Source organism: Streptomyces flavidovirens DSM 40150 (genome assembly GCF_000429085.1).
Lineage (GTDB): Bacteria > Actinomycetota > Actinomycetes > Streptomycetales > Streptomycetaceae > Streptomyces > Streptomyces flavidovirens.
Genome location: NZ_AUBE01000020.1, coordinates 88,224 through 111,251 on the forward strand (window position 1 = coordinate 88,224; position 23,028 = coordinate 111,251).

Genomic DNA, 23,028 nt, shown 5'->3' on the forward strand with positions numbered 1-23,028 from the left:
TCTTCCTTGGGACGAGGTCCGGGGTCAGTTCGACAGCCCGGTCTGTTGCCGGTGGTACGGAGAGCGTTCGGCGGCCGACAGGGCGTCGGCCAGACGGTCGAGGACCGCCGAGGCCTGTTCATCGGTGAGGGTGAGGGGAGGCAGCAGACGGACGACGCCGGCATGACGCCCGCCGAGCTCGACGATGAGTCCGCGCTCCAGGCACTCCTGCTGGACCGCGGCGGCCAGAGCGGACGCCGCCGGGGGTACGCCCGTGGACGTACGGCTTCCGTCGCCGAGTGCGGCGTCGGGGTCGACGAGTTCGATGCCGATCATCAGTCCCCGGCCGCGTACGTTCCCGATGCAGGGGTGGTCGGCGGCCAGGCCCTGCAACTGGCCCATCATGCGTGCGCCGAGCACAGCGGCGCGCTCGGCAAGCCGGTTCTCGCGTACGTACGCCAGGGTGGCGGCGCCCGCCGCCATGGCGAGCTGGTTGCCGCGGAACGTGCCGGCATGGGCGCCCGGCTCCCAGACGTCGAGATCGGCCCGGTAGACCACCACGGCCAGCGGAAGGCTGCCGCCGATGGCCTTGGACAGAACCATCACATCGGGCACGATTCCGCTGTGCTCGACCGCCCAGAAGGCGCCGGTCCTGCCGACTCCCGTCTGTACCTCGTCGGCGATCAGCGCGATGGAGCGGTCCGCCGTGATCCGGCGCATCCGCCGCATCCACTCGTCCGGTGCGGGAATCACCCCGCCCTCCCCCTGCACCGGTTCAAGGATCATCCCGGCCGGGTGCGCCACGCCGCTCTTGGGATCGTCGAGGAGGTTCTCGGTCCAGCGGGCGGAGAGTTCGGCGCCGCGTTCGCCGCCCGCACCGAAGGGGCACCGGTAGTCGTACGGATAGGGCAGTCGCGTCACCCGTACGTCCTGCGCACCGCCCGAGGCGTCGAGGGCGCCCGCCGTCATGCCGTGGTACGCCCCGGTGAAGGCCAGCAGTCCGCTGCGCCCGGTGGCGGTGCGTACGAGTTTGAGCGCGGCCTCGACCGCGTCCGTACCGGCCGGGCCGCAGAACTGCACCCGCGCGTTGTCGGCGAGCCCGCGTGGCAGCGTCGCGAACAGCTCGGTGATGAACGCGTCCTTGACGGGGGTAGCGAGGTCGAGCACGTGGAGCGGGGCGCCGGAGTCGATGACCCGCTTGATGGCTTCCAGCACCACAGGGTGGTTGTGTCCGAGGGCCAGGGTCCCGGCACCCGAGAGGCAGTCGAGATAGCGACGTCCGTCCGCTCCCTCGATCGTCAGGCCGCGCGCGCGTACGGGAACGATGGGCAGCGATCGCGCGTACGTACGGGCGGAGGATTCGCGCAGCGACTGGCGCCTCAGGATCCCCTCGTGCGCGGCGCTGAGCACCGCGGCGGCAGGTTCGGTCACGGCCACGTCTGTTGGTCCTCCCGCGGTGAAGCTTCTGTCGCTCGCAGTGTCTGTAAGTGCGTGCCCGTCAGGGCTGAACACCGACCCTGCGTCCCCCGTACGTACCAACGACAGTGGCGGCGGGGGATCACGGGCAATAAGAAGATCCTTACGTCGGGGGAACCGCGGCCCTGCCGCGCGCCGTCCCCATCGGCACCGGCATAGTGGGCACCGCACTCCGGCCCGGAGCTCCGCCGCCGGGGTGCGGACGTGTGCGCAGTTCGCAGAGTTCGCTGAAGAAGATTTCGAAGTCCCAGGGGGATCAAGACATGCGACCCATTCGCCCGACCATGGCAGCACGTGGCGGAAGGAGCGCGCGTCGCCGAACGTCCCCCGCATTTGCCGCTGTCGGCCTTGCCGCCGCCCTCGCCCTGACCGCCACCGCCTGCGGCCCGACCGAGGACAACGCGGGCGGCGAGCCGAGCGCCGCCGCCAGTCAGGCCACCGACGACAAGATCGTCATCCCCGACGATCTGAAGGACCGGCTCAAGGAGCACGGCGTCGACCTGGACAAGTGGAAGGGCGGCGCCTGGAAGGACTGGAGCAGGGACGACTGGCTCCGCGAGGCCGAGGACTACGTCAACCCGATCATCGAGGACCTCTGGGACGCGGACCGCATGCGGGACGCCGAGGAGCCCGACAGGCCGGTGGACAACGACATCTCCGGCGACGAGGGTGTCACCGACCCGACGCCCGCGCCCATCGAGGCGGTGCCCGTGAAGAGCCCGTACACGGCGAGCACCCCCGAGTCCGGGAAGCTCTTCTTCGACGGGCCCGAAGGTGCGATGGTCTGCTCCGCGACCGTCATCAAGGACCCGGCACACCCCGGCAAGTCCAACATGGTGTGGACGGCCGGCCACTGCGTGCACGCCGGCAAGAAGGGCGGCTGGTACCGCAACATCGCCTTCGTCCCGTCGTACAACAACACCGGCAAGTCGGCCGCGGAACTCGACGCCGCGCCCAAGAACGAGAACGAAATCACTCCGCACGGCGTATGGTGGGGCGACTGGGCGCAGACGTCATCGCAGTGGATCGCCCAGGGCGGCCCGACCGGCGGCGAAGGCGCTCCGTACGACTTCGCGGTGCTGCATGTCACCCCGGAGAAGGGCAGCGGCAAGTCCCTTGAGGAGACGGTCGGTTCGGCCCTTCCGGTGGAGTTCAACGCGCCGACCGCACCTGAGGTCGCGAGCATGACGGCGACCGGTTACCCTGCCGCTCCGCCCTTCGACGGCCAGAAGCAGTTGCAGTGCGCGGACAAGCCGGGGCGCCTGTCCATCAAGGCCGGCGAACCGACGATGTACCGCATCGGCTGCACCATGACCGGTGGCTCCTCCGGTGGCGGCTGGACGGCGATCGGCCAGGACGGCAAGCCCGCACTGGTCTCCAACACCTCGATCGGCCCGGTGACGGCCGGCTGGCTGGCCGGTCCCCGGCTGGGCGCGGAAGCCAAGACGATCTACGACTCGGTGAGCGGGAAGTTCGCCGGCCAGTAGAGCGCAAAGCCCGAAGGCCGCCCCCGCGTGGTGAGGGGGCGGCCTTCGGGCTTTGCTCTGTTCCTGTACGGCTGAGGAGTTCCTGTACGGCTGGGGAGCGGGCCCCGGTCAGCGAGTCGCCGGCACGAACGGCGCCAGGTCCGCCGCCAGCTCCTCGTGCACCCGTACCTTGATCAGCGTGCCTTCACCGGTGTGCTCCTCGGAGATCACCTCGCCGTCGGCGTGTGCCCGCGAGATCAGCCCGCCGTGTGTGTACGGCACGAGAGCCTCGATCTCGACCTCGGGCCGGGGCAGCTCGGCGTCGATCAGCGCCAGCAGTTCCGCCATGCCCGCGCCCGTACGGGCGGACACCGCGATCGCGTGACGCTCGATACGCAGCAGCCGCTGCAGTACGACCGGATCTGCCGCGTCCGCCTTGTTGATCACCACGATCTCGGGCACGTCCAGCGCGCCGACATCCCGGATCACTTCGCGCACGGCCGCCAGCTGCTCCTCAGGCGCCGGGTGCGCGCCGTCCACCACGTGCAGGATCAGGTCGGCCTCCCCGACCTCTTCCATCGTGGAGCGGAACGCCTCGACGAGGTGGTGCGGCAGGTGGCGTACGAATCCGACGGTGTCGGCGAGCGTGTAGACCCGTCCGCTCGGGGTCTCCGCCCGGCGCACGGTCGGGTCGAGGGTGGCGAACAGTGCGTTCTCCACCAGCACGCCCGCGCCCGTGAGGCGGTTGAGCAGCGAGGACTTGCCGGCGTTCGTGTATCCGGCGATCGCGACCGAGGGCACCTGGTTGCGCTTGCGTTCCTGGCGCTTGATGTCGCGGCCGGTCTTCATCTCCGCGATCTCCCGGCGCATCTTCGCCATCTTCTCGCGGATCCGGCGCCGGTCGGTCTCGATCTTGGTCTCACCGGGACCACGGGTGGCCATACCGCCGCCACCGCCGGAACCGGCGCCGCCCATCTGCCGGGACAGCGACTGACCCCAGCCGCGCAGCCGGGGCAGCATGTACTGCATCTGCGCGAGCGCGACCTGGGCCTTGCCCTCTCGGGACTTGGCGTGCTGGGCGAAGATGTCGAGGATCAGGGCGGTGCGGTCGACCACCTTGACCTTGACAACGTCTTCGAGGTGGATGAGCTGGCCGGGGCTGAGCTCACCGTCGCAGACGACGGTGTCGGCCCCAGTCTCGATCACGATGTCGCGCAGCTCGATCGCCTTGCCCGAGCCGATGTACGTGGCCGGGTCCGGCTTGTCACGACGCTGTACGACACCGTCGAGCACGAGTGCGCCCGCGGTCTCGGCGAGAGCCGCCAGCTCCGCCAGCGAGTTCTCGGCGTCGAGCACGGTTCCCGAAGTCCAGACACCGACCAGCACCACACGCTCCAGGCGCAGCTGCCGGTACTCGACTTCGGTGACGTCTTCGAGCTCGGTGGAGAGGCCGGCCACACGTCGAAGCGCGGCACGGTCGGAGCGCTCGAACTGGTCGCCGTCCCGCTCCCCGTCGACTTCGTAGCTCCAGGCGACGTCCTCTTCCATCAGGGCATCGGCCCGAAGGCTCTCGGTCACGTTCTCCGTGAAGCTCTGTGCGTCCTTGGAAGCGGAAGAAGAGGAGGTCATTGGATCCTTACGTCGATAGAAAGTCGGTTGCATGCGTCACAACGCGTGACGTGGCCGGAAGATTCCCGAGGTGTCGGGTCCCCGTCCCGGCAGCGCCGCAGACCCGTTGATAGTGGCATGGTGCGCGCCGGGCCGTCACTCGGGTTTATGCCCGCTTCCCGTGTTCTCGCACCTGTCCACGCACCGGAACCGTCTTCGCCGCAGCCTTGGCGGTCCCCCGGCCCGCAGCCTTGCCTGCCGCCTTGCCGGACTCGCTGCGCCAGTCCGGGTGTCCGGGCATGGGCGGCGTCTTCTTCCCGTACAGCCACTTCTTGAAGAAGCCGGACAGATCCCGGCCCGCGATCTCCGAGGCGAGGCCCGTGAAATCATCCGTCGTCGCGCTGGTGTCACGGTGCTCGCTGACCCACCGCCGCTGCAGCTGCCCGAAGGCGTCCTTCCCGATCTCCTGGCGCAGCGCGTACAGCACCAGTGCGCTTCCGTCGTAGACGACCGGCCTGAAGAGGCTGATCTTCTTTCCCGGTACGGGGCTCCGGGGAGCGGCTGGCGGGCCGCCCTGGGCCCGCCAGCCGTCGGACTGCGCGTACGCCTGGCGCATCCTCGCCTCCAGCGGACGCTTCGCGTGGTCCTCGGCGTACCGGGCCTCGTACCAGGTGGCGTGTCCTTCGTTGAGCCACAGGTCGGACCAGGAGCGCGGTGAGACGCTGTTGCCGAACCACTGGTGGGCCAGTTCATGCACCATGATCGATTCGACGTACCAGGCGGGCAGGTCGGAGCGGGTGAAGAGTGAGCGCTCGAAGAGTGACAGCGTCTGCGTTTCCAGCTCGAAGCCGGTTTCCGCGTCGGCGATGAGCAGCCCGTACGTCTCGAGCGGATAGCGGCCGACCTGCCGCTCCATCCAGTCGAGCTGCCCCGGTGTCTTCTTCAGCCACGGTTCGAGCCGCGCCCGGTCGGCGGTGGGCACGACGTCGCGCAGGGGAAGGGCGTTCGGTCCGCTCCTGTGCACCACCGTCGACCGGCCGACCGATACCTGGGCGAGTTCGGTCGCCATGGGATGTCTGGTCCGGTACGTCCAGGTGGCGCCGTCCGCCGCCTTTTCACGCTCTCCCACCGGCAGCCCGTTGGCGACCGCGGTCATGCCCTTCGGTGCGGTGACACGGAACGTGAAGAGTGCCTTGTCCGCGGGGTGGTCGTTGCACGGGAACACCCGGTGGGCCGCGTCGGCCTGGTTCGCCATGGCGAGGCCGTCGCGCGTACGTACCCAGCCTCCGTCCGGGCCCTCCTTGGGGCTGGGGTCGCTGGTGTGCCGGACGGTGATGCGCAGCGGCCGTCCCTCGTGCACCGGCTCCCGAGGCGTGACGATCAGGTCCTCCCGCGCCGTCGCGAACGCCGCGCGCTCGCCGTTGACCTCGACCGACGCGACGGTGCCGCGTGAGAAGTCGAGGTTGACGCGGTCGAGCCGCTCCGTGGCCAGCGCGTCGATCTTCGTGACGGCGTCCAGGGGCTTGCTGTTGCTTCCGCGGTACGTGAAGGAGATGTCGTACTCGCGAACGTCGTATCCGGGGTTCCCCAGGTGCGGGAAGAGCGGATCGCCGATGCCGAGCGCCACGGGTGGTTCGGGAGCGGGCACGGTCGCGGCGACGAGGGTGGCCGATGCGGCGGCCAGCAGGGCGGCACGCAGGCGCCGTGAGGTGATCATCATGACTTACCGCTATCAGTGCGGTCAGCGGCCGCTGTGACGGCACGCGAAGCTCCCACTCGAAAGAGCGGTGCGTTCGGTCAGCCGGTGGCCCGTCAGGCAGTGGTACGCGTCGGGCGGTGTACGGGTCGGGCGGTGTACGGATCAGGCCGTGGCGGGACGCTGGGCGCGGCTCACCTCGTACACGCCCGGCACCGCGCGCATGGCGCGCATGAGCGCGGGGAGCCCCGCGGCGTCGGGGAGCTGAAGCGTGTAGGTGTGCCGTACACGCTGCTCGCTCGGCGGTTCCACGGTGGCCGAGACGACCGCCGCGCCCGCGGTGGCGATGGCCTCCGTGAGGTCGGCGAGGAGCCGCGGGCGGCCGAAGGACTCGGCGACGAGGGTGACCCGGCAGTCCCCCGTGGCCAGCCAGCGCACACCCACGAGCTCCCGCCCGCGCGCCTGCATCCGGCCCACCGCGGGGCACTCCTCGCGGTGCACGGTGACGACGCCGCCGCGCACCGCGAACCCGGTGACGGCGTCGGGCGGTACGGGCGTACAGCAGCCCGCGAGCCGTACGGTCGCGTCCGGCAGGTCCGCGACGACGTTCTCGGCGCCCCGCGGCACCGAGGTGTCGATGCCGGGCGCCACACCGGCACCCCCTCCCGCCGGCCTGGACTCCTGCGGCCCGCCCCCGGAACCTCCAAAGGCGGGTGCCTCGTCCTGGGAGTGGGCCGACAGCCAGGTGGTGATGGCGATGCGCGCGGCGGGCGTACGGGCGTGGTCGAGCCACTCCGGCGAGGGCCCCGAGCCGATGTCGTGGGTAAGGAGCAGCTGCACCGTGTCGCCGTCGCTGAGCACCGTACTGAGCGTCGCCAGGCGGCCGTTGACCCGCGCGCCGATGCAGCGGTGCGCCGTCTCACCGTACTGCGCGTACGCGGCGTCCACACAGCTCGCACCGGCCGGCAGCCCCAGCGTGCCGCCGTCCGAGCGGAACACGGTGATCTCCCGGTCCTCGGCCAGGTCCGCGCGCAGCGACGTCCAGAAGGTGTCGGGGTCGGGCGTGGCCTCCTGCCACTCCAGCAGCCGGGACAGCCAGCCGGGCCGGGTGGGGTCGGCGCGCTCGCCGTCGACGGCGGGTTCGGACCCGTCGGTCGGCGTGTACGGGTTGCCGAGTGCGACGACGCCCGCCTCCGCCACCTTGTGCATCTGGTGCGTGCGGATGAGGATTTCGGCCACCTCGCCGTCCGGGCTCGCGACGGCCGTGTGCAGCGACTGGTAGAGGTTGAACTTGGGCGCCGCGATGAAGTCCTTGAACTCGGAGATGACCGGCGTGAAGCAGGTGTGCAGTTCGCCCAGTACGCCGTAGCAGTCGGCGTCCTCGGCGACGAGCACCAGCAGGCGTCCGAAGTCCGTGCCGCGCAGTTCGCCGCGTTTGAGCCTGACCCGGTGCACGGAGACGAAGTGCCGTGGCCTGACGAGTACTTCGGCGGCCAGGCCCGCTTCCCGCAGTACCTTCCTGACCTCGTCCGCGATGGCGTTCAGCGGGTCGCCCGCGCTCGCGTCCGCCGCGATGAGTGCGCGCGTGTGCTCGTACTCCTCGGGGTGGAGGATCGCGAAGACCAGGTCTTCCAGCTCGGTCTTCAGGGCCTGTACGCCGAGCCGTTCGGCCAGCGGGATCAGGACGTCGCGGGTGACCCTGGCGATCCGGGCCTGCTTCTCGGGGCGCATCACGGTGAGGGTGCGCATGTTGTGCAGCCGGTCGGCGAGTTTGATCGACATGACGCGGACGTCGTTGCCGGTGGCGACGAGCATCTTGCGGAAGGTCTCGGGTTCGGCGGCGGCGCCGTAGTCGACCTTCTCCAGTTTCGTCACACCGTCGACGAGGTAACAGACCTCCTCGCCGAACTCCGAGCGCACCTGTTCGAGCGTCACATCGGTGTCCTCGACGGTGTCGTGCAGGAGCGCGGCGGTCAACGTGGTGGTCTCGGCGCCGAGTTCGGCAAGGATCAGCGTGACGGCCAGCGGGTGCGTGATGTACGGCTCGCCGCTCTTGCGCATCTGGCCCCGGTGCGACGACTCGGCCAGTACGTACGCCCGGTGCAGGATGGTGAGGTCCGCGTCAGGGTGGTGGGCGCGGTGGGCGTCCGCAACGTGGCCGATCGCGTCGGGCAGCCGGTCGCGCGACGTGGGGCCGAGCAGTGCGACCCGGCCGATCCTGCGGAGATCGAGCCTGGTGCGGCCACGCCTGCGACTGGTGGCGCCTGGGTTGGCGGCCTCTGCACTCATGGGCACCTCCGGCAGCTTCGACCGGCGGTGGACGCGTGGACCCACGTCCCGGCCGGTGCTTGATGCTACCGAGCCCAACACGCCCCGCAGTCCCGCTCTCGCCCAGCGTGAACCGGATCACCCATTCGAGCGAAGCTCTCTGTGATGCCCGTTTCCTGCTGGTCGTACGGGGCGTGGGGGACGCGGCGCGGCGGGACCTACGCTGCCGGAGCGATCCAGTCCGCGTCGATGGTGCCCTCGGCGACGATCGCGGCGGGCCCGGTCATCTCGATGGTCCCGTCGGGCCGCTCGGTGATCACCAGACGGCCGCCGGGGAGGTCCACGGTGTACGTCACGGGCTCGCCGGTGACGGCGGGATCGGCGCCGTCCCTGCGGGCGGCCGCGACGGCCACGGCGCACGCGCCCGTACCGCAGGAGCGGGTCTCGCCCGAGCCGCGCTCGTGCACGCGCATGGCGACGTGGCGCGGACCCCGGTCGATGACGAACTCGACGTTGACACCCTCCGGGTACGCGGAGGCGGGGCTGCAGGGCGGTGCGGTGAACAGATCACCGGCGTGCTCCAGGTCGTCGACGAAGGCGACGGCGTGCGGGTTTCCCATGTTCACATTGCGGGCGGGCCAGTCACGGGCCCCCACGGAGACCGTGACATCGCCCTCGGGAAGGACGGCCCGGCCCATGGACACGGTGATGTCGCCGATGCCGCCGCCGGACTCCGCCTTGGCGATGTGCACCTGCTTGATGCCGCCGCGAGTGGCGATGGCCAGATCACCCTCGCCCACGAGACTCGCACGCTGAAGGTAGCGGGCGAAGACGCGGACGCCGTTGCCGCACATCTCGGCGATCGAACCGTCCGCGTTGCGGTAGTCCATGAACCACTCGGCCGCGTCGGCCATCGACCGGGCCTCGGGGTGCTCGGCGGACCGTACGACATGCAGCAGGCCGTCGCCGCCGATGCCCGCCCTGCGGTCGCACAGTCTCGCGACGAGGGACGGGGGCAGGTCGATGCTGTTGTCCGGGTCGGGGACGATCACGAAGTCGTTCTCGGTCCCGTGGCCCTTGAGGAAGGCGATCGGCGAGGTGCTCACGGCGTCAATCGTACGGGGCGGGTACGACAGCCGGTCAGCGCAGGCGGGCGACGCGCCAGACGGCCAGCGCGACAATGCCGGCCGCCACGACGACGTACAGCGCGATCATCCGCCAGTCGGGGCGCTTGCCGGACTCCTTGGAGGGCAGGCCCGGCCAGGTGTGTCCGACGCGGCGGGCGGCCATCATGCCCCAGCCGGCGGCGCAGCAACTGATGAGCAGTCCCAGCATGGCGACGACCGCTCCGCCGTCACCGAACTCGAAGGCCAGGGGGAAGGCGAACATCAGGGAGCCCATGGCGGCGAGTCCCACGATCGGCGCGAGCTGCCAGATCCGCAGGCGTCGCTGCGGGCGCAGCTCGACCTCGACCTCGGGGCCCGTCCCGGTTTCGGGTGCCCCGTCCTGGTCGTCGGGCCCGTCGGGGCTCAAACGGTCCGGTTCGTCCTGTGCTGTGTCACGAGGGCCGGCTTCCATCGCCACGCGCCCTCCCAACTTGGACTCACTGGTCGATCGAAGCTTGATGATGGCACGCGCCCGGGCACCCGGATGACGGGCGGAGCGTCCCGATGCCATCACGTGATCAGGCTGTAACCGCTCGTTCGACCAACGCCAGAGCCCGATGCGGGAGTTCCGCCCGGTTCTCGGCCGCGCCGCTCAGCCAGTGGACCCTCGGGTCGCGCCGGAACCACGAGTCCTGGCGGCGTGCGAACCGCTTGGTGGCGCGTACGGTCTCGGCGCGCGCCTCCTCCTCGGTGCAGTCCCCGGCCAGCGCGGCAAGCACCTGCTGATAGCCCAGGGCGCGGGCCGCCGTACGCCCCTCCCGGAGCCCCTGCGCCTCCAGGGTGCGCACCTCGTCCACCAGGCCGGCTTCCCACATGCGGTCGACCCGCACCGTGATGCGCTCGTCGAGCTCGGGGCGGGCGACGTCGACGCCGATCTGGACGGTGTCGTACACCGAGTCGGGGCCGGGCAGATTGGCCGTGAAGGGCTTGCCGGTGATTTCGATCACTTCGAGTGCGCGGACGATGCGCCGGCCGTTGCTCGGCAGGATCGCGCGCCCCGCGTCGGGGTCGGCGGCGGCGAGCCGTGCGTGCAGGACGCCGGGGCCGCGCAGTTCCAGCTCCTCCTCCAGGCGGGCTCGTACCGCGGGGTCGGTGCCGGGGAATTCGAGGGCGTCGATGGCGCCCCGTACGTACAGGCCGGAGCCGCCGACGAGGACGGGCGTGCGGCCCTCGGCGAGCAGCCGGTCGATCTGGGCGCGGGCGAGCCTCTGGTACTCGGCGACGCTCGCCGCCTCGGTGACGTCCCAGATGTCGAGGAGGTGGTGCGGAATGCCGCCGCGTTCTCCGGGCGTCAGTTTGGCGGTGCCGATGTCCATCCCCCGGTAGAGCTGCATGGAGTCGGCGTTGACGACTTCCCCGCCGAAATGCTGGGCGAGGGCGACGCCCAGATCGGACTTTCCGGCTGCCGTGGGGCCGACAACGGCGATGACCCGCGGTGCGGGAGCTGCAGTTCTCACTCGCACAGTCTCGCAAACCCCACAGCCCTTCCCCGAACGAGTTACGTGACGGCACGCGGCCGGGTTCGTTGCCTGTTGCGAGGTTCCGACCGCCGGTTTACGGACCGGCGCCCCCGGGCGACGCAATGAGACGCTCCGGTCGGGCGCGGGATTTCGCCCACACGAGTAACGTATGGAGCAGATATGGGCGTTTTTGCACGGTTTAGCCGCAAGTCCAAGGCTGTGGCGGAGGGGTCAAGCGAGGAGGCGCAGGCCGCCACTCTGACGGCCGACACTCCGGAGGAAGCCGCGGCGGAAGGGCCGGAAAGCGGGGCCGAGAAGGGCACCGGGGATTCCGAAGCCACCGCGGCGGAGAACGTGGACATCCCCAAGCAGCAGTCCGCGGACGAAGCGGCGGACAATGAGGCCGGAGAGAGCGCCCGTAAGTAGTCCCTCGAAGAGCGAAGGTGATCCATGGGCTTCCTGGATTCGTTGAAGGCCAAGCTTGCTCCTGCGAAGGAAAAGGTCTCGGACCTCGCGCAGCAGCACGAGGGCAAGATCGAGCACGGTCTCAGCAAGGCCGCCAAGGCGGTCGACAGCAAGACCAAGGGCAAGTACAGCAGTCAGATCGAGTCGGGCACGGGCAAGGCGAAGCAGGCCCTGGACCGCATCGCGCACAAGGGCGACGGGCCCGGCGGAACGGGAGGCACCGGCACGGGCACCACGCCGCCGCCTCCTCCCCCTGCGGCCGGCTGACCAAAGGCCTCTTGACCGGCCCCTCGACCGGCAGCAACGGCGGACGGCCGTGGAGCGCACATCGCTCCACGGCCGTCCCCGTGCGTTCCGGTGCCTCTCAGGACCAGACGGCGACGAAATACCCGATGCCGTAGGGGGCGTCCTCGTACAGCAGCTTTCCGTCGAGGCCGGCGCCCTCGGCGGCGCCCGCGAGGACCTGCCAGGGCGCCCGTCCCGCCGCCTTGAGTTCGTACGCCAGAGGCTCGTCCAGGGCCGCCAGAGCGGCCGTGTCGGCCGCGCCCAGCGCGCGCGCCGCCGCCGTGTCGAAGCCCTCGGCCCGTTCGTCCAGATAGCCCGGTGCTTTGAGCGTCCGGCAGGCGCTGCCGTCGCCCATCACGAGAAGGGCGACCCGCTGCGCCCGTGCGGCGAGTTCCCGGCCCTCCCGCGCGCACCGAACCGCGGCCAGCCGTTCCCCGACGTGGAAGCCCTCCACAGGGACGTCCCACCGCGTACGGGAGAGCAGCCAGGCACCCACCGCGAGCGACGGGGGAAGTTCGCTGTTCGCGACGCTTACGGGGACGCTGTTGTCCGGCGTTTCCGCCGTTCCCAGGAACGCTGCTACATCCACGCCGAAGCCCTTGAAGCTGCCCCTGGTCCCCTGGCGGTACGTTCCGGTGCCGTCCCCGGTTGCGGAGCCGACCACCACGAGCAGGTCCGGGCGGGAGGCCGCCAGCACCCCCAGGGCGCCCGCGCAGGCCGCCCGTGCGGCGTCGAGTTCCGGTGCGGCGCCGGAGGCGACCTCGGGCACCAGGAGCGGCGGACAGGGGCACACGGCGGCGGCGACAAGCATGCCCGGCAGCCTAGTACCCCGGCGGAATCGGACTCCGGGGCTGCTGCCGGGCGGCTCTGTGCGGCGGTCGGCGTGCTACTGGACGGAGCAGCCGCCCGTGGCCGCCGGCAGGGGCTCCGGTACGCCGATCTTCGGCAGCCCCAGAAGAACGCCGGCGCCCTGCTGCGGCTGGGCGGTGCGCTTCTCCCAGGCGTCGCCCGCGCGGGTGCGGCGTACCGCCTTGGCGGGGCCCTCGGCGAGCAGGTGGTGCGGCGCCGCGTACGTGATCTCGACCGTCACGACGTCACCGGGACGTACGTCCTCGTCCGGCTTGGCGAAGTGGACAAGACGGTTGTCGGGGGCGCGTCCGGAGAGGCGGTGCGTGGCGCCGTCCTTGCGGCCCTCGCCCTCGGCGACCATGACCTCGACGGTCCGGCCGACCTGCTTCTTGTTCTCCTCCCAGGAGATCTCCTCCTGGAGGGCGACCAGGCGCATGTAGCGCTCCTGGACGACCTCCTTGGGGATCTGGTCCTCCATGGTGGCGGCCGGCGTGCCGGGGCGCTTGGAGTACTGGAAGGTGAAGGCCTGCGCGAAGCGCGCCTCGCGGACCGTGTGCATGGTCTGCTCGAAGTCCTCCTCGGTCTCGCCGGGGAAGCCCACGATGATGTCGGTGGAGATGGCGGCGTGCGGCATGGCGGCGCGCACCTTCTCGATGATGCCGAGGAAGCGCTCCTGGCGGTACGAGCGGCGCATCGCCTTGAGCACCGTGTCCGAGCCGGACTGGAGCGGCATGTGCAGCTGCGGCATGACGTTCGGCGTCTCGGCCATCGCGGCGATCACGTCGTCCGTGAAGTCGCGCGGGTGCGGCGAGGTGAAACGGACGCGCTCCAGGCCCTCGATCTTCCCGCAGGCCCGCAGCAGCTTGGAGAACGCCTCGCGGTCACCGATGTCGGAGCCGTACGCGTTGACGTTCTGGCCGAGCAGGGTGATCTCGCTGACGCCTTCGGCGACCAGGGCCTCGATCTCGGCGAGGATGTCGCCGGTCCTGCGGTCCTTCTCCTTGCCGCGCAGCGCCGGGACGATGCAGAAGGTGCAGGTGTTGTTGCACCCGACGGAGATGGACACCCAGGCGGCGTACGCGCTCTCGCGGCGCGTCGGCAGCGTGGAGGGGAACGCCTCCAGCGACTCGGCGATCTCGACCTGCGCCTCTTCCTGGACGCGGGCGCGCTCCAGCAGCACCGGCAGCTTGCCGATGTTGTGCGTGCCGAAGACCACGTCGACCCAGGGGGCCTTCTTGACGATGGTGTCGCGGTCCTTCTGCGCCAGACAGCCGCCCACAGCGATCTGCATGCCGGGCCGCCTGGTCTTCATCGGGGCGAGCCTGCCGAGGTTGCCGTACAGCTTGTTGTCGGCGTTCTCCCGCACCGCGCAGGTGTTGAAGACGACGACATCGGCGTCACCGTCGGAGCCCTCCGGCGCCCGCACGTATCCCGCGCCCTCCAGGAGGCCCGAGAGCCGCTCGGAGTCGTGGACGTTCATCTGGCACCCGTAAGTGCGCACCTCGTATGTCTTCTCGCTCATCTCGTACACCAGGGTACGGGGCCGGGCACCCCCTGGTCCCCGAGGGGAGTGAACTGGCAGGATCGCGCGCATGCTCCAGGCTCTCCCCCGCATCAGCCGCCGCCGTGCCCTCCAGGGGTCCGTCGCCGCACTCGTGGTGACCGGACTGCTGCTGTGGTGGCTCCTGCCGATCGAGGAGTCCTCGCCGCGCGGGAGGATCACGTTCAGTACGGGTGTGACGACCGGGGTCTACCAGCGGTACGGGGAGCTCCTGGACAAGGAGGTCGCCCGCGATCTCCCCCGCGTCGCCATGGAGCTGCGGACGAGCGAGGGCTCGCGGCAGAACCTCGCCCGGCTGGTGAACGGGCAGGCCGATTTCGCCATCGCCACCACGGACGCCGTGGCGCAGTACCGGCGCGACGGCCTGCCCGGCGGTTACCGGCTGCGCGGCTGCGCGCGGCTGTACGACGACTACGTGCAGCTCGTCGTGCCGAAGCGTTCCACGGTGCGCTCCGCGGCCGGTCTGCGGAACAAGCGGGTCGCCGTGGGACAGGACGGCTCGGGCGTACGGCTGGTGTCGACCCGGCTGCTCGCCGCCGCGGGGCTCGATCCCGAGCGGGACATCACTCCGGTGCCTATCGGCATCGACACCATGCCCGAGCGGCTGAGGAAGGGCACGATCGACGCGTTCTTCTGGTCCGGCGGTCTGCCGACCACCGCGGTCAAGAACCTGTCGAAGCGTTTCAACATCCGGCTGGTGCCCCTGGGTGACCTGGTCGACGAGCTGCACGCGGAGGCAGGCCCCTCGCGCTACTACCGGTCCGCCGTGATGCCCGCCGACGCGTATCCGGAGGCCCAGGACGGGGAGGCCGTGCCGACGGTGGCGGTCGCCAATGTGCTGGTGACCACGGACACCACGGACGCGCGGCTGACGGAGGGGCTCACCCGTACGGTCATACGGAGCCGGGACAGCATCGGCAAGGAAGTGCACGCGGCGCAACTGGTGGATCTGCGGACTGCCATCTACACCGATCCGCTGGAGCTGCACGAGGGCGCGCAGCGCTACTACCGCTCGGTCAAGCCTTAGGCCCGGTGCGCGGGACCTGGAGGGTCACGCGCAGCCCGTGGGGCTCGTTGCGGGCGTACGACATGGTGCCGCCGCCCGCGAGGAGCAGGGCCCGTGAGATGGACAGGCCGAGGCCGGAGCCGCTGACGTTCTGGTGGCGGGTGCTGCGCCAGAAACGGTCGCCGACGCGTTCCAGTTCGTCGTCGGTCAGGCCGGGGCCGCCGTCGGCGACGGTGATCGTGCAGGACTCCCCGTCCGGTGCGACCGCGACTTCGACCGCCTCGCCCTCCGGTGTGAACTTCAGGGCGTTGTCGATCACCGCGTCCAGGGCGCTGGAGAGCGCCACGGGGTCGCCCCAGGCGGTGACAGCCTCGGGGCCTTGCCGGGTGAGGCGTACGCCCTTGTCGTCCGCCAGAGGGCGCCAGGCGGCCACGCGCTCGGTGACCAGATCGCCGATGTCGATGAGCTGGAGGTGGGCGGGGGCCTGTTCGGCCAGCGCGAGGCCCAGGAGGCTGTCGAGGACCTGGGCGAGGCGCTTGCCCTCCGTCCGGACGGAGGCGATCTCCTCGTTGCCCTCGGGCAGTTCGAGGGAGAGCAGCTCGATCCGCAGGAGCAGGGCGGACAGGGGGTTGCGAAGCTGATGGGAGGCGTCGGCGACGAAGGCGCGCTGCTGCTCCAGCACTTCTTCGACGTTGTCCGCCATCTCGTTGAACGAGCGGGCCAGGCGCCTGAGTTCCGGCGGGCCGCCGGCCACCGCGACCCGCGAGTTCATCAGTCCGGTCGCTATGCCGTGGGTGGCCGCGTCCAGCACGCGTACGGGCCTGAGCACCCAGCCGGTCAGCCGGAACGCGGCGCCGACCGCGACCAGCATCGCCGCGGCCTCGCCCGCCGCGATCAGCAGCCAGTCGCGCAGGATCCGCGAACGCATCTGCCCGGTCGGCGAATCGGTGACCACGACCGCGACCACGTCACCGTCCCGTACGACCGGTGAGGCGACGACAAGGCGCCCTTCCTGCCAGGGCCACACCTGGGCCGGGTCGTGGCTGCGGCGCTTGTAGAGCGCTTCCTGGAAGGCGTCCTGTGCCTCGCCGCTCTCGGGGACTGCCCAGTTCTCGGGCGCGCTCGCCATCGGCCACTTGTCGCGGTAGAAGACGCCCGCCCTGATTCCGTACACCTGGCTGTAGCTGGCGAGTTCGGTCTCCAGAGTCCTGCGGCGCTCGTCCTGGCCGCTCTCCGTGCGTTCGGTGACGAACTGGGCGAGCGCCGCGAAGCGCGCCGTGTCGTCGATCCGGTCGACGACCACCCGCTGCTGCCGCGCGGCCGCCACGCTCACCGCGAGGGGCAGGCCCAGGGCGAGCAGGATGCCCGCGAGCAGGACGATGAGCAGCGGGAGGAGGCGGGTGCGCACGTGGGGTTACGGGCCCTGTACCGACGCGGCCGGGACGACGAGCCGGTAGCCGACACCGCGCACGGTCTCGATGAGCGCGGGCATCCGCAGCTTGGAGCGCAGGGAGGCCACATGCACTTCCAGGGTGCGGCCGGTTCCTTCCCAGCTCGTACGCCACACTTCGCTGATGATCTGTTCCCGGCGGAAGACGACGCCGGGGCGCTGCGCGAGGAGGGCGAGCAGGTCGAATTCCTTGCGGGTGAGCTGGACTTCGCTGCCGGCGACGCTGACGCGGCGCGTGGGCAGTTCGATGCGTACGCCGCCGAGCCGCAGCGCCGGGTCGTCGCCGGGCGCCGGGGGCGTCTCGCCCGTCGCCTTGCGCCGGCTGACGGCGTGGATACGGGCGAGCAGTTCGCCGGTGTCGTACGGCTTCACGACGTAGTCGTCGGCGCCGAGGTTGAGGCCGTGGATGCGGGAGCGTACGTCCGCCCGCGCGGTCACCATGATGACCGGGGTGTCGCCGCGCTTGCGGATCTTGCCGCACACCTCGTACCCGTCCTGGTCGGGCAGGCCGAGGTCGAGCAGTACGACCCCGAAGGGCTCCTGCTCGGCCGGCAGGAGCGCCTGGATCGCCTCCTCGCCGTTGCGGGCGTGGACGACCTGGAAGCCGTGGCGGACGAGGATGGCGGAGAGGGCCGCCGCGACGTGGTCGTCGTCCTCGACGAGCAGCAGTCTCATGGCACCTCCCCCTCCGGTGAACTCTCTGTGAACAGATCTCCGCGCAATATGCCTCATGGCATAAACGCCGATGGGTCACGGTCCAGTCAAGACCCTTCCCGTTACGGGCATGTTCCGTTATGGAGCCGGTATCCCCGGCCGGAGTCCCGTTCACACGGAGTGTCCGGTTGCAGCCGGATCGTTATGCTCAATTTCCGCTCAGATGTAATGACGCTGGTCGTAACGGCTGACTAGGGTCCTCCCAACCGAGGAGGACGGAGCAAGAAGCCGATGAGCGGAGTTTCAGTGACCAAGGCCGCCGATGACGCTGCCCCCGCAGCCGACGACCTGGTCGTGCTGAGCAACGTCAACAAGCACTTCGGCGCGCTGCATGTGCTCCAGGACATCGACCTGACCATCGCCCGTGGCGAGGTCGTGGTCGTCATCGGACCCTCCGGGTCCGGAAAGTCCACGCTGTGCCGCACCATCAACCGCCTGGAGACGATCGACTCCGGTGCGATCGCGATCGACGGCAAGCCGCTGCCCCAGGAGGGCAAGGAGCTCGCGCGGCTGCGTGCCGACGTCGGCATGGTCTTCCAGTCGTTCAACCTCTTCGCACACAAGACGGTGCTGGAGAACGTCACGCTGGGCCAGATCAAGGTCCGCAAGGCCGACAAGAAGGCGGCCGAGGAGAAGGCGCGCACCCTGCTCGACCGGGTGGGGGTCGGCTCGCAGGCCGACAAGTACCCGGCACAGCTCTCCGGAGGCCAGCAGCAACGTGTCGCGATCGCGCGGGCGTTGGCGATGGACCCCAAGGTCATGCTCTTCGACGAGCCCACTTCGGCGCTCGACCCCGAGATGATCAACGAGGTGCTGGAGGCCATGCAGCAGCTGGCACGCGACGGCATGACGATGGTCGTCGTCACGCACGAGATGGGCTTCGCGCGCTCGGCGGCCAACCGCGTCGTCTTCATGGCGGACGGCAAGATCGTCGAAGAGGCCACGCCCGACCAGTTCTTCAGCAACCCGCGCAGCGACCGGGCCAAGGACTTCCTGTCGAAGATCCTTCACCACTGACGACCACGACGACCACGACTTAAGGGATGTTCACGATGAAGCTCCGCAAAACGGCCGCCGTTGCCATTGCCGTGCTCGCCCTGACCGCGACCGCCTGTGGCGGCGAGTCCGGTACCGCGGGTGACAAGCCGAAGGACCCGGCCGGCGGCAAGGAAGCCCCCAAGCTTCCGACGTACACCGTCGCCAAGGACGTCAAGCTCGACTCGCCGGTGCTGAAGAAGGCCCAGCAGGCCGGCAAGATCGTCTTTGGCGCCAAGAACGACCAGCCGTACCTCGGCTTCGAGGACACCGACGGCAAGCGCTCCGGCTTCGACATCGAGATCGCCAAGATGGTCGCCGCCGACCTCGGGTTCTCGCCCGACCAGATCACCTTCAAGACGGTCGACTCCGGTGTCCGTGAGACGACCATCTCGAAGGGCGACGTCGACCTCTACGTCGGTACGTACACGATCAACGACGAGCGCAAGAAGCAGGTCGGCTTCGCCGGTCCGTACTTCATGGCGGGCGCCGACCTCCTGGTCCGCAAGGACGACAGCTCGATCACCGGGCCCGACTCCCTCAAGGGCAAGAAGGTCTGCTCGATCGTCGGCTCCACGCCGCTCCAGGAGATCAAGAAGCCGAAGTACGGCGCGAAGGCCATTGAGCTCTCGAAGTACTCCGAGTGCGTGCAGCAGCTCATCAACAACGAGGTCGACGCGGTCACGACCGACGACGCGATCCTCAAGGGTTACGCCGCCCAGCGTCCGACGAAGCTCAAGGTGGTCGGCAAGCCGTTCACCAAGGAGCCGTACGGCATCGGCATGAGCAAGGACGACAAGGTGCTCCGCGAGGCGGTCACCAAGGCTGTCGAGGCGCACATCAAGAACGGCGACTACAAGAAGGCGTACGACGCGACGCTCGGCCTGTCCGGCTCGCCGTTCACCGAGCCGCCGGCGCTCGAGCGCTACTGATACCGCCGTCTGTCTTCGGTGGTGACTTCCCGTGCCCCGTACGCGCTTGAGGGGAGCGTACGGGGCGCGGTGTCCCCTGCCCGTCCGCTGCTGCCGCCCACGAGGACTTCCCCGTGAATGTATTGCTCGACCACTTGCCGGAGTTCCGTGACGGTTTCATAGGAACCGTGCTGCTGACCGCCGCCAGTGCGCTGCTCGCGATGGTGCTGGGCGTCGTGATGGCCGGTTTCCGTGTCTCTCCCGTACCGCCCCTGCGGTTCTTCGGCGCCGCCTGGGTCACGCTCTTCCGCAACACTCCGCTGACGCTGCTGTTCCTCGTCGCCTGGTTCGTGGTACCCGCCGTCTTCGGCACCGGCATGAACCCGTGGACGAAGGCGCTGCTGGCGCTCGGCTTCTACACCTCCGCGTTCGTCTGCGAGGCCGTCAGGTCCGGTGTCAGTACGGTGCCGCTCGGCCAGGCCGAGGCCGCCCGATCGCTGGGCATGACCTTCTCCCAGACGCTCCGTCTGATCGTCCTGCCCCAGGCCACGCGTACCGTGGTTCCGCCGCTGAGCAGCATCTTCATCGCGCTCACCAAGAACTCGGCGATCGCGGGAGCGTTCAGTGTCACCGAGCTCTTCGGCGTGCAGAAGCTGCTGAGCGACAAGGGCTTCGCCATCGCCCCGATCTTCCTCTGGGTGGCTCTCGCCTACCTGGTCATCACCTTCTCCATCAGCGGTCTCTTCCGGCTGCTCGAGCGGCGCCTGGAGGTCGCACGATGAGTTCGAGCGTCCTGTACGACGCCCCGGGTCCCAAGGCCCGGGTACGCAACCGCTTCTTCAGCGTGGCCGGGTCCCTACTGGTCGTCAGCCTGGTTGTTTTCGTGGTCTACCGGCTGGCGGACCAAGGTCACTTCGCGCCCGAGATGTGGGACATCTTCAACAACGCCGGCGTCCGGGCGAACATCCGCGACGGCATCCTCTCCACGCTCCAGGTCTTCGCGGTGGCGGCAGTGCTGTCGCTGGTCCTGGGTGTGCTGCTCGCGGTGGCACGGCTCTCCGAGCACCGTGCGGTGAGCGCGCTGGCCACCGGCTTCATCGAGCTGTTCCGGGCCGTGCCGCTGCTGATCACGATCTACGCCATGTGGGTCCTGTTCCTCACCTACAAGGAGAACCTCGGTTTCATCGGCGAGAGTTCGGCGTACTGGGCACTCGTCATCGGACTGACCATCTACAACGCGTGTGTCCAGGCCGAGGTGCTCAGGGCGGGCGTCAACGCCGTGCCCAAGGGGCAGGTGGAGGCGGCGTACGCGCTGGGTCTGCGCAAGTCGCAGGTCATGACGATGCTGCTGCTGCCGCAGGCCGTCCGGTCCATGCTGCCGACGATCATCAGCCAGCTGGTCGTGACCCTCAAGGACACCTCGCTCGGCTACATCATCACGTACGCGGAGCTGCTGTACGCGGCCCGGACGATGGCCAACAACATCATCGTCAATGACGACAATCCTTATGTCCCTGTCGTCATCGTCGTGGGTGCCGTCTACGTCGCGATGTGTCTGGCACTGTCCTCGCTCGCCACCTGGATCGAGAAGCGCGGCCGCCGCGCCAAGACCGGCATCACACCGGCCGCGGCCGCCGAACCGCTGGAGGCGCCCGGAGTGCTCGACGCCGGCGGCGGACCGCTCGGACCGCACGTGGAAGGCGAGGCCGGAGGGGCCGAAGGACCTGGCGGCAAGAAGAACTGACGAAATGTGAGGCAGCGGCCACCGCGCCGCTGCCTCTGTCGCTTGACGCAAGCACCCGCAGTGGGTTGCATACGTTCTGTGATCGTGCACCGGGTTCCAACTGCCACTTCCCGCATGTCCGTACGGACTGGAGGGGACGCGCCGTGGACCCGGTGATCGTCGTTGGGGCCGGTCCTGTCGGGCTGGCCCTCTCGCTGGCTCTCGCGGGCCACGGGGTGCCCTCCGTCGTACTCGACGAGAGGGCAGGCAAGGACGAGCCCCGCACGGCGCGTACGGCCGTCCTGCGGGCCGACACGGCGGATCTGGCGGAGCGGCTCGGCTGTGCGACGGTCCGTGACGACGGAACGCGCTGGACCGGGTGGCGGTCGATGCGGCGCCATCAGGACGTCAGGGAGATTCGTTTCGGCGACGACGGTGATCTGCCCTCGCCCGTGCACCTGCCGCAGCACGACCTGACGCGTGGGCTGCGGGACGCCGTCGCGGCGCAGGAGCTCGTGCGGACCGTTCCGCACGGGCGCCTCGACACCATCGAGCAGGACGACAGCGGCGTCACCGCGCACACCCGGCAGCCGGGGGCCACCTGGTGGCGCGGCAGCTTCCTGGTCGGGTGCGACGGGGCGAGGTCGACGGTGCGCAAGCTCCTCGACATCCGCTTTCCGGGACGTACGGCGGTCGAGAGGCACGCCGTCGCCGCGCTGCGTACGGAACTGCCCTGGGACGGCGAAGCGTTGCTGCACCGCATGCCGCCGTGGCGGACGGGCGGGCAGGAAGTGACCGCCCGTCCGCTGCGGGACGGTGTGTGGCGGCTCGACTGGCTGCTGCCGCCGCGCGGCGAACTCGTCACGCCCGAGGCCCTGGTGGCACGCGTCCGGGACACGCTGGCCGGCTGGTGCGGCGAGACACCTCCGTACGAGCTGATCGACACCGGCGTCTACACGCTGCACCACCGGCTGGCCCGGAAGTGGCGGGTGGGACGGGCGTTCCTGGCGGGGGACGCCGCGCACCTGCTCGGTGCGCTCGGGACGCAGGGCCTCGACGAGGGGCTGCGGGACATCGACAACCTGGCCTGGAAGCTGGCGCAGGCGTGGCACCTGGGCGCGTCGCAGACGCTGCTCGACAGCTACCAGGCCGAGCGGCGTACGGCCGTCGCCGCGCGCCTGCGCGCCGCCGACCAGGCGCTGCCCGTACTGCGCGGCAGCGGGCTGCGGACGTACCTCCCCGGCACCACGCGCGGGCACGACACCCTGCTCACGGACGGGCACCTGGGGCGCGGGGCGCTGGGGGCGCCTCCCGAGTACACGCACTCTCCGCTCGCGCCCGCGCACGCCGAGGCGCAGACGCTGGTCGGTACGCCCCTGGGCGGGCCGGTTGCGGACGTACGGGTGACGGCGCCCGACGGCGCGACGGTGCGGCTGCGGGACCGGCTGGGGCGGGGACGGCAGCTCGTGGTGCTGGTCGCGCCGGGGACGGGCGTGTGGGACCGGCGGCACTGGATGACCGCGGGGGTGATGCCGCGGCTGGCGGCGGCGGTGACGGCGCTGCCGGTGCGCGCTGAGCTGCTGGTCACGGAGGGCTACCCCGGTGCGTCGGCCCACACCGTGCTGCTGGTGCGGCCGGACGGGCATCTGGTCGCGGCGTTCCAGGGGGTGCGGCCGGCCGAGCTGTACGCGGCGGCGGACGCGGCTCGTGGAGGGCCGCCGGTGTCGGCGCAGGCGGGGCCGGGTCCGCAGCGCTCCGGGGAGGCGGAGGCCCCCGCGGAGTCCGGGCGCTCAGACGGGACTGATCGGGCCGGCCGAACTGACCGGACTGACCGAACTGACTTGACCGATCGGACTGCGGACATCAATTGATCGCTGCGGGCGTGCGTCCGACACCGACGTGCGCCTGTG

General features: G+C 70.2%; 20 protein-coding genes. 9 read left to right on the forward strand and 11 right to left on the reverse strand.

Annotated features, from left to right (window positions below):
- Positions 1-24: 24 nt before the first annotated feature.
- Positions 25-1,416, reverse strand: coding sequence for a diaminobutyrate--2-oxoglutarate transaminase family protein (locus tag G412_RS0123280; protein ID WP_028814191.1), 1,392 nt, complete (start codon positions 1,414-1,416; stop codon positions 25-27).
- Positions 1,417-1,718: 302 nt separating this feature from the next.
- Here G412_RS0123280 and G412_RS0123285 point away from each other — a divergent pair, with 302 nt between their 5' ends.
- On the forward strand, positions 1,719-2,942 hold the full coding sequence (locus G412_RS0123285; protein WP_028814192.1) for a trypsin-like serine peptidase: 1,224 nt from the start codon (positions 1,719-1,721) through the stop codon (positions 2,940-2,942).
- A gap of 108 nt (positions 2,943-3,050) precedes the next feature.
- On the opposite strand, the gene hflX is transcribed toward G412_RS0123285, so the two are convergent.
- The 6 genes from hflX to miaA all read right to left on the reverse strand — a co-directional run bounded on the left by hflX (position 3,051) and on the right by miaA (position 11,116).
- Positions 3,051-4,550 carry a GTPase HflX gene (gene hflX, locus G412_RS0123290; protein WP_028814193.1) on the reverse strand — a complete coding sequence of 500 codons (1,500 nt, stop codon included), beginning with the start codon at positions 4,548-4,550 and terminating at the stop codon, positions 3,051-3,053.
- A 145-nt stretch (positions 4,551-4,695) separates the two neighbouring features.
- Positions 4,696-6,249, reverse strand: coding sequence for a M1 family metallopeptidase (locus G412_RS35655; RefSeq protein WP_078607283.1), 1,554 nt, complete (start codon positions 6,247-6,249; stop codon positions 4,696-4,698).
- Positions 6,250-6,390: 141 nt separating this feature from the next.
- Positions 6,391-8,514 (reverse strand): RelA/SpoT family protein, encoded by a 2,124-nt coding sequence (locus G412_RS0123300; RefSeq protein ID WP_028814194.1) that lies wholly within the window; start codon positions 8,512-8,514, stop codon positions 6,391-6,393.
- Positions 8,515-8,711: 197 nt separating this feature from the next.
- On the reverse strand, positions 8,712-9,599 hold the full coding sequence (gene dapF, locus G412_RS0123305) for a diaminopimelate epimerase (RefSeq protein ID WP_028814195.1): 888 nt from the start codon (positions 9,597-9,599) through the stop codon (positions 8,712-8,714).
- Between the two features lie 34 nt (positions 9,600-9,633).
- Positions 9,634-10,071 carry a hypothetical protein gene (locus tag G412_RS0123310; protein ID WP_028814196.1) on the reverse strand — a complete coding sequence of 146 codons (438 nt, stop codon included), beginning with the start codon at positions 10,069-10,071 and terminating at the stop codon, positions 9,634-9,636.
- A 106-nt stretch (positions 10,072-10,177) separates the two neighbouring features.
- Positions 10,178-11,116, reverse strand: coding sequence for a tRNA (adenosine(37)-N6)-dimethylallyltransferase MiaA (gene miaA / locus G412_RS0123315; protein ID WP_028814197.1), 939 nt, complete (start codon positions 11,114-11,116; stop codon positions 10,178-10,180).
- A gap of 183 nt (positions 11,117-11,299) precedes the next feature.
- On the opposite strand from miaA, the gene G412_RS0123320 reads away from it, so the two are divergent.
- Positions 11,300-11,545, forward strand: coding sequence for a hypothetical protein (locus G412_RS0123320; RefSeq protein WP_028814198.1), 246 nt, complete (start codon positions 11,300-11,302; stop codon positions 11,543-11,545).
- A 24-nt stretch (positions 11,546-11,569) separates the two neighbouring features.
- Positions 11,570-11,851: an antitoxin gene (locus G412_RS0123325; RefSeq protein ID WP_028814199.1), complete on the forward strand. Its 282-nt coding sequence runs from the start codon at positions 11,570-11,572 to the stop codon at positions 11,849-11,851.
- Between the two features lie 97 nt (positions 11,852-11,948).
- On the opposite strand, the gene G412_RS0123330 is transcribed toward G412_RS0123325, so the two are convergent.
- Entirely contained in the window at positions 11,949-12,680 is a 732-nt protein-coding gene (locus G412_RS0123330; protein ID WP_028814200.1) for a class III extradiol dioxygenase subunit B-like domain-containing protein, read from the reverse strand.
- 75 nt (positions 12,681-12,755) lie between these two features.
- Entirely contained in the window at positions 12,756-14,240 is a 1,485-nt protein-coding gene (gene miaB, locus G412_RS0123335; RefSeq protein WP_028814201.1) for a tRNA (N6-isopentenyl adenosine(37)-C2)-methylthiotransferase MiaB, read from the reverse strand.
- Between the two features lie 70 nt (positions 14,241-14,310).
- Between miaB and G412_RS0123340 the strand changes: the two genes are divergently transcribed.
- Entirely contained in the window at positions 14,311-15,306 is a 996-nt protein-coding gene (locus tag G412_RS0123340; RefSeq protein ID WP_028814202.1) for a TAXI family TRAP transporter solute-binding subunit, read from the forward strand.
- Here the strand turns inward: G412_RS0123340 and G412_RS0123345 are convergent.
- Both G412_RS0123345 and G412_RS0123350 read right to left on the reverse strand, forming a co-directional pair.
- Positions 15,296-16,693, reverse strand: a complete 1,398-nt coding sequence (locus tag G412_RS0123345) for a sensor histidine kinase (protein WP_028814203.1) — start codon at positions 16,691-16,693, stop codon at positions 15,296-15,298. The two genes, G412_RS0123340 and G412_RS0123345, sit on opposite strands and share 11 nt — an antisense overlap.
- A 6-nt stretch (positions 16,694-16,699) precedes the next feature.
- Positions 16,700-17,410, reverse strand: a complete 711-nt coding sequence (locus tag G412_RS0123350) for a response regulator transcription factor (RefSeq protein ID WP_028814204.1) — start codon at positions 17,408-17,410, stop codon at positions 16,700-16,702.
- Positions 17,411-17,680: 270 nt separating this feature from the next.
- Here G412_RS0123350 and G412_RS0123355 point away from each other — a divergent pair, with 270 nt between their 5' ends.
- From G412_RS0123355 to G412_RS0123375, 5 genes are all read left to right on the forward strand, one after another.
- Complete coding sequence (locus tag G412_RS0123355; protein ID WP_028814205.1) at positions 17,681-18,466, forward strand: amino acid ABC transporter ATP-binding protein; 786 nt, start codon at positions 17,681-17,683, stop codon at positions 18,464-18,466.
- A gap of 35 nt (positions 18,467-18,501) precedes the next feature.
- A complete protein-coding gene (locus tag G412_RS0123360; RefSeq protein WP_028814206.1) occupies positions 18,502-19,416 on the forward strand; it encodes a glutamate ABC transporter substrate-binding protein in 915 nt (304 codons plus the stop codon).
- 113 nt (positions 19,417-19,529) lie between these two features.
- Positions 19,530-20,177, forward strand: coding sequence for an amino acid ABC transporter permease (locus G412_RS0123365; RefSeq protein ID WP_028814207.1), 648 nt, complete (start codon positions 19,530-19,532; stop codon positions 20,175-20,177).
- Complete coding sequence (locus tag G412_RS35660) at positions 20,174-21,139, forward strand: amino acid ABC transporter permease (RefSeq protein WP_051338558.1); 966 nt, start codon at positions 20,174-20,176, stop codon at positions 21,137-21,139. Before G412_RS0123365 ends, G412_RS35660 begins: the two co-directional genes overlap by 4 nt.
- Before the next feature lie 143 nt (positions 21,140-21,282).
- The gene (locus G412_RS0123375) at positions 21,283-22,989 is read left to right on the forward strand and encodes an FAD-dependent monooxygenase (RefSeq protein ID WP_028814208.1); all 1,707 of its coding nucleotides are present in this window, start codon (positions 21,283-21,285) and stop codon (positions 22,987-22,989) included.
- Positions 22,990-23,028: the final 39 nt, after the last annotated feature.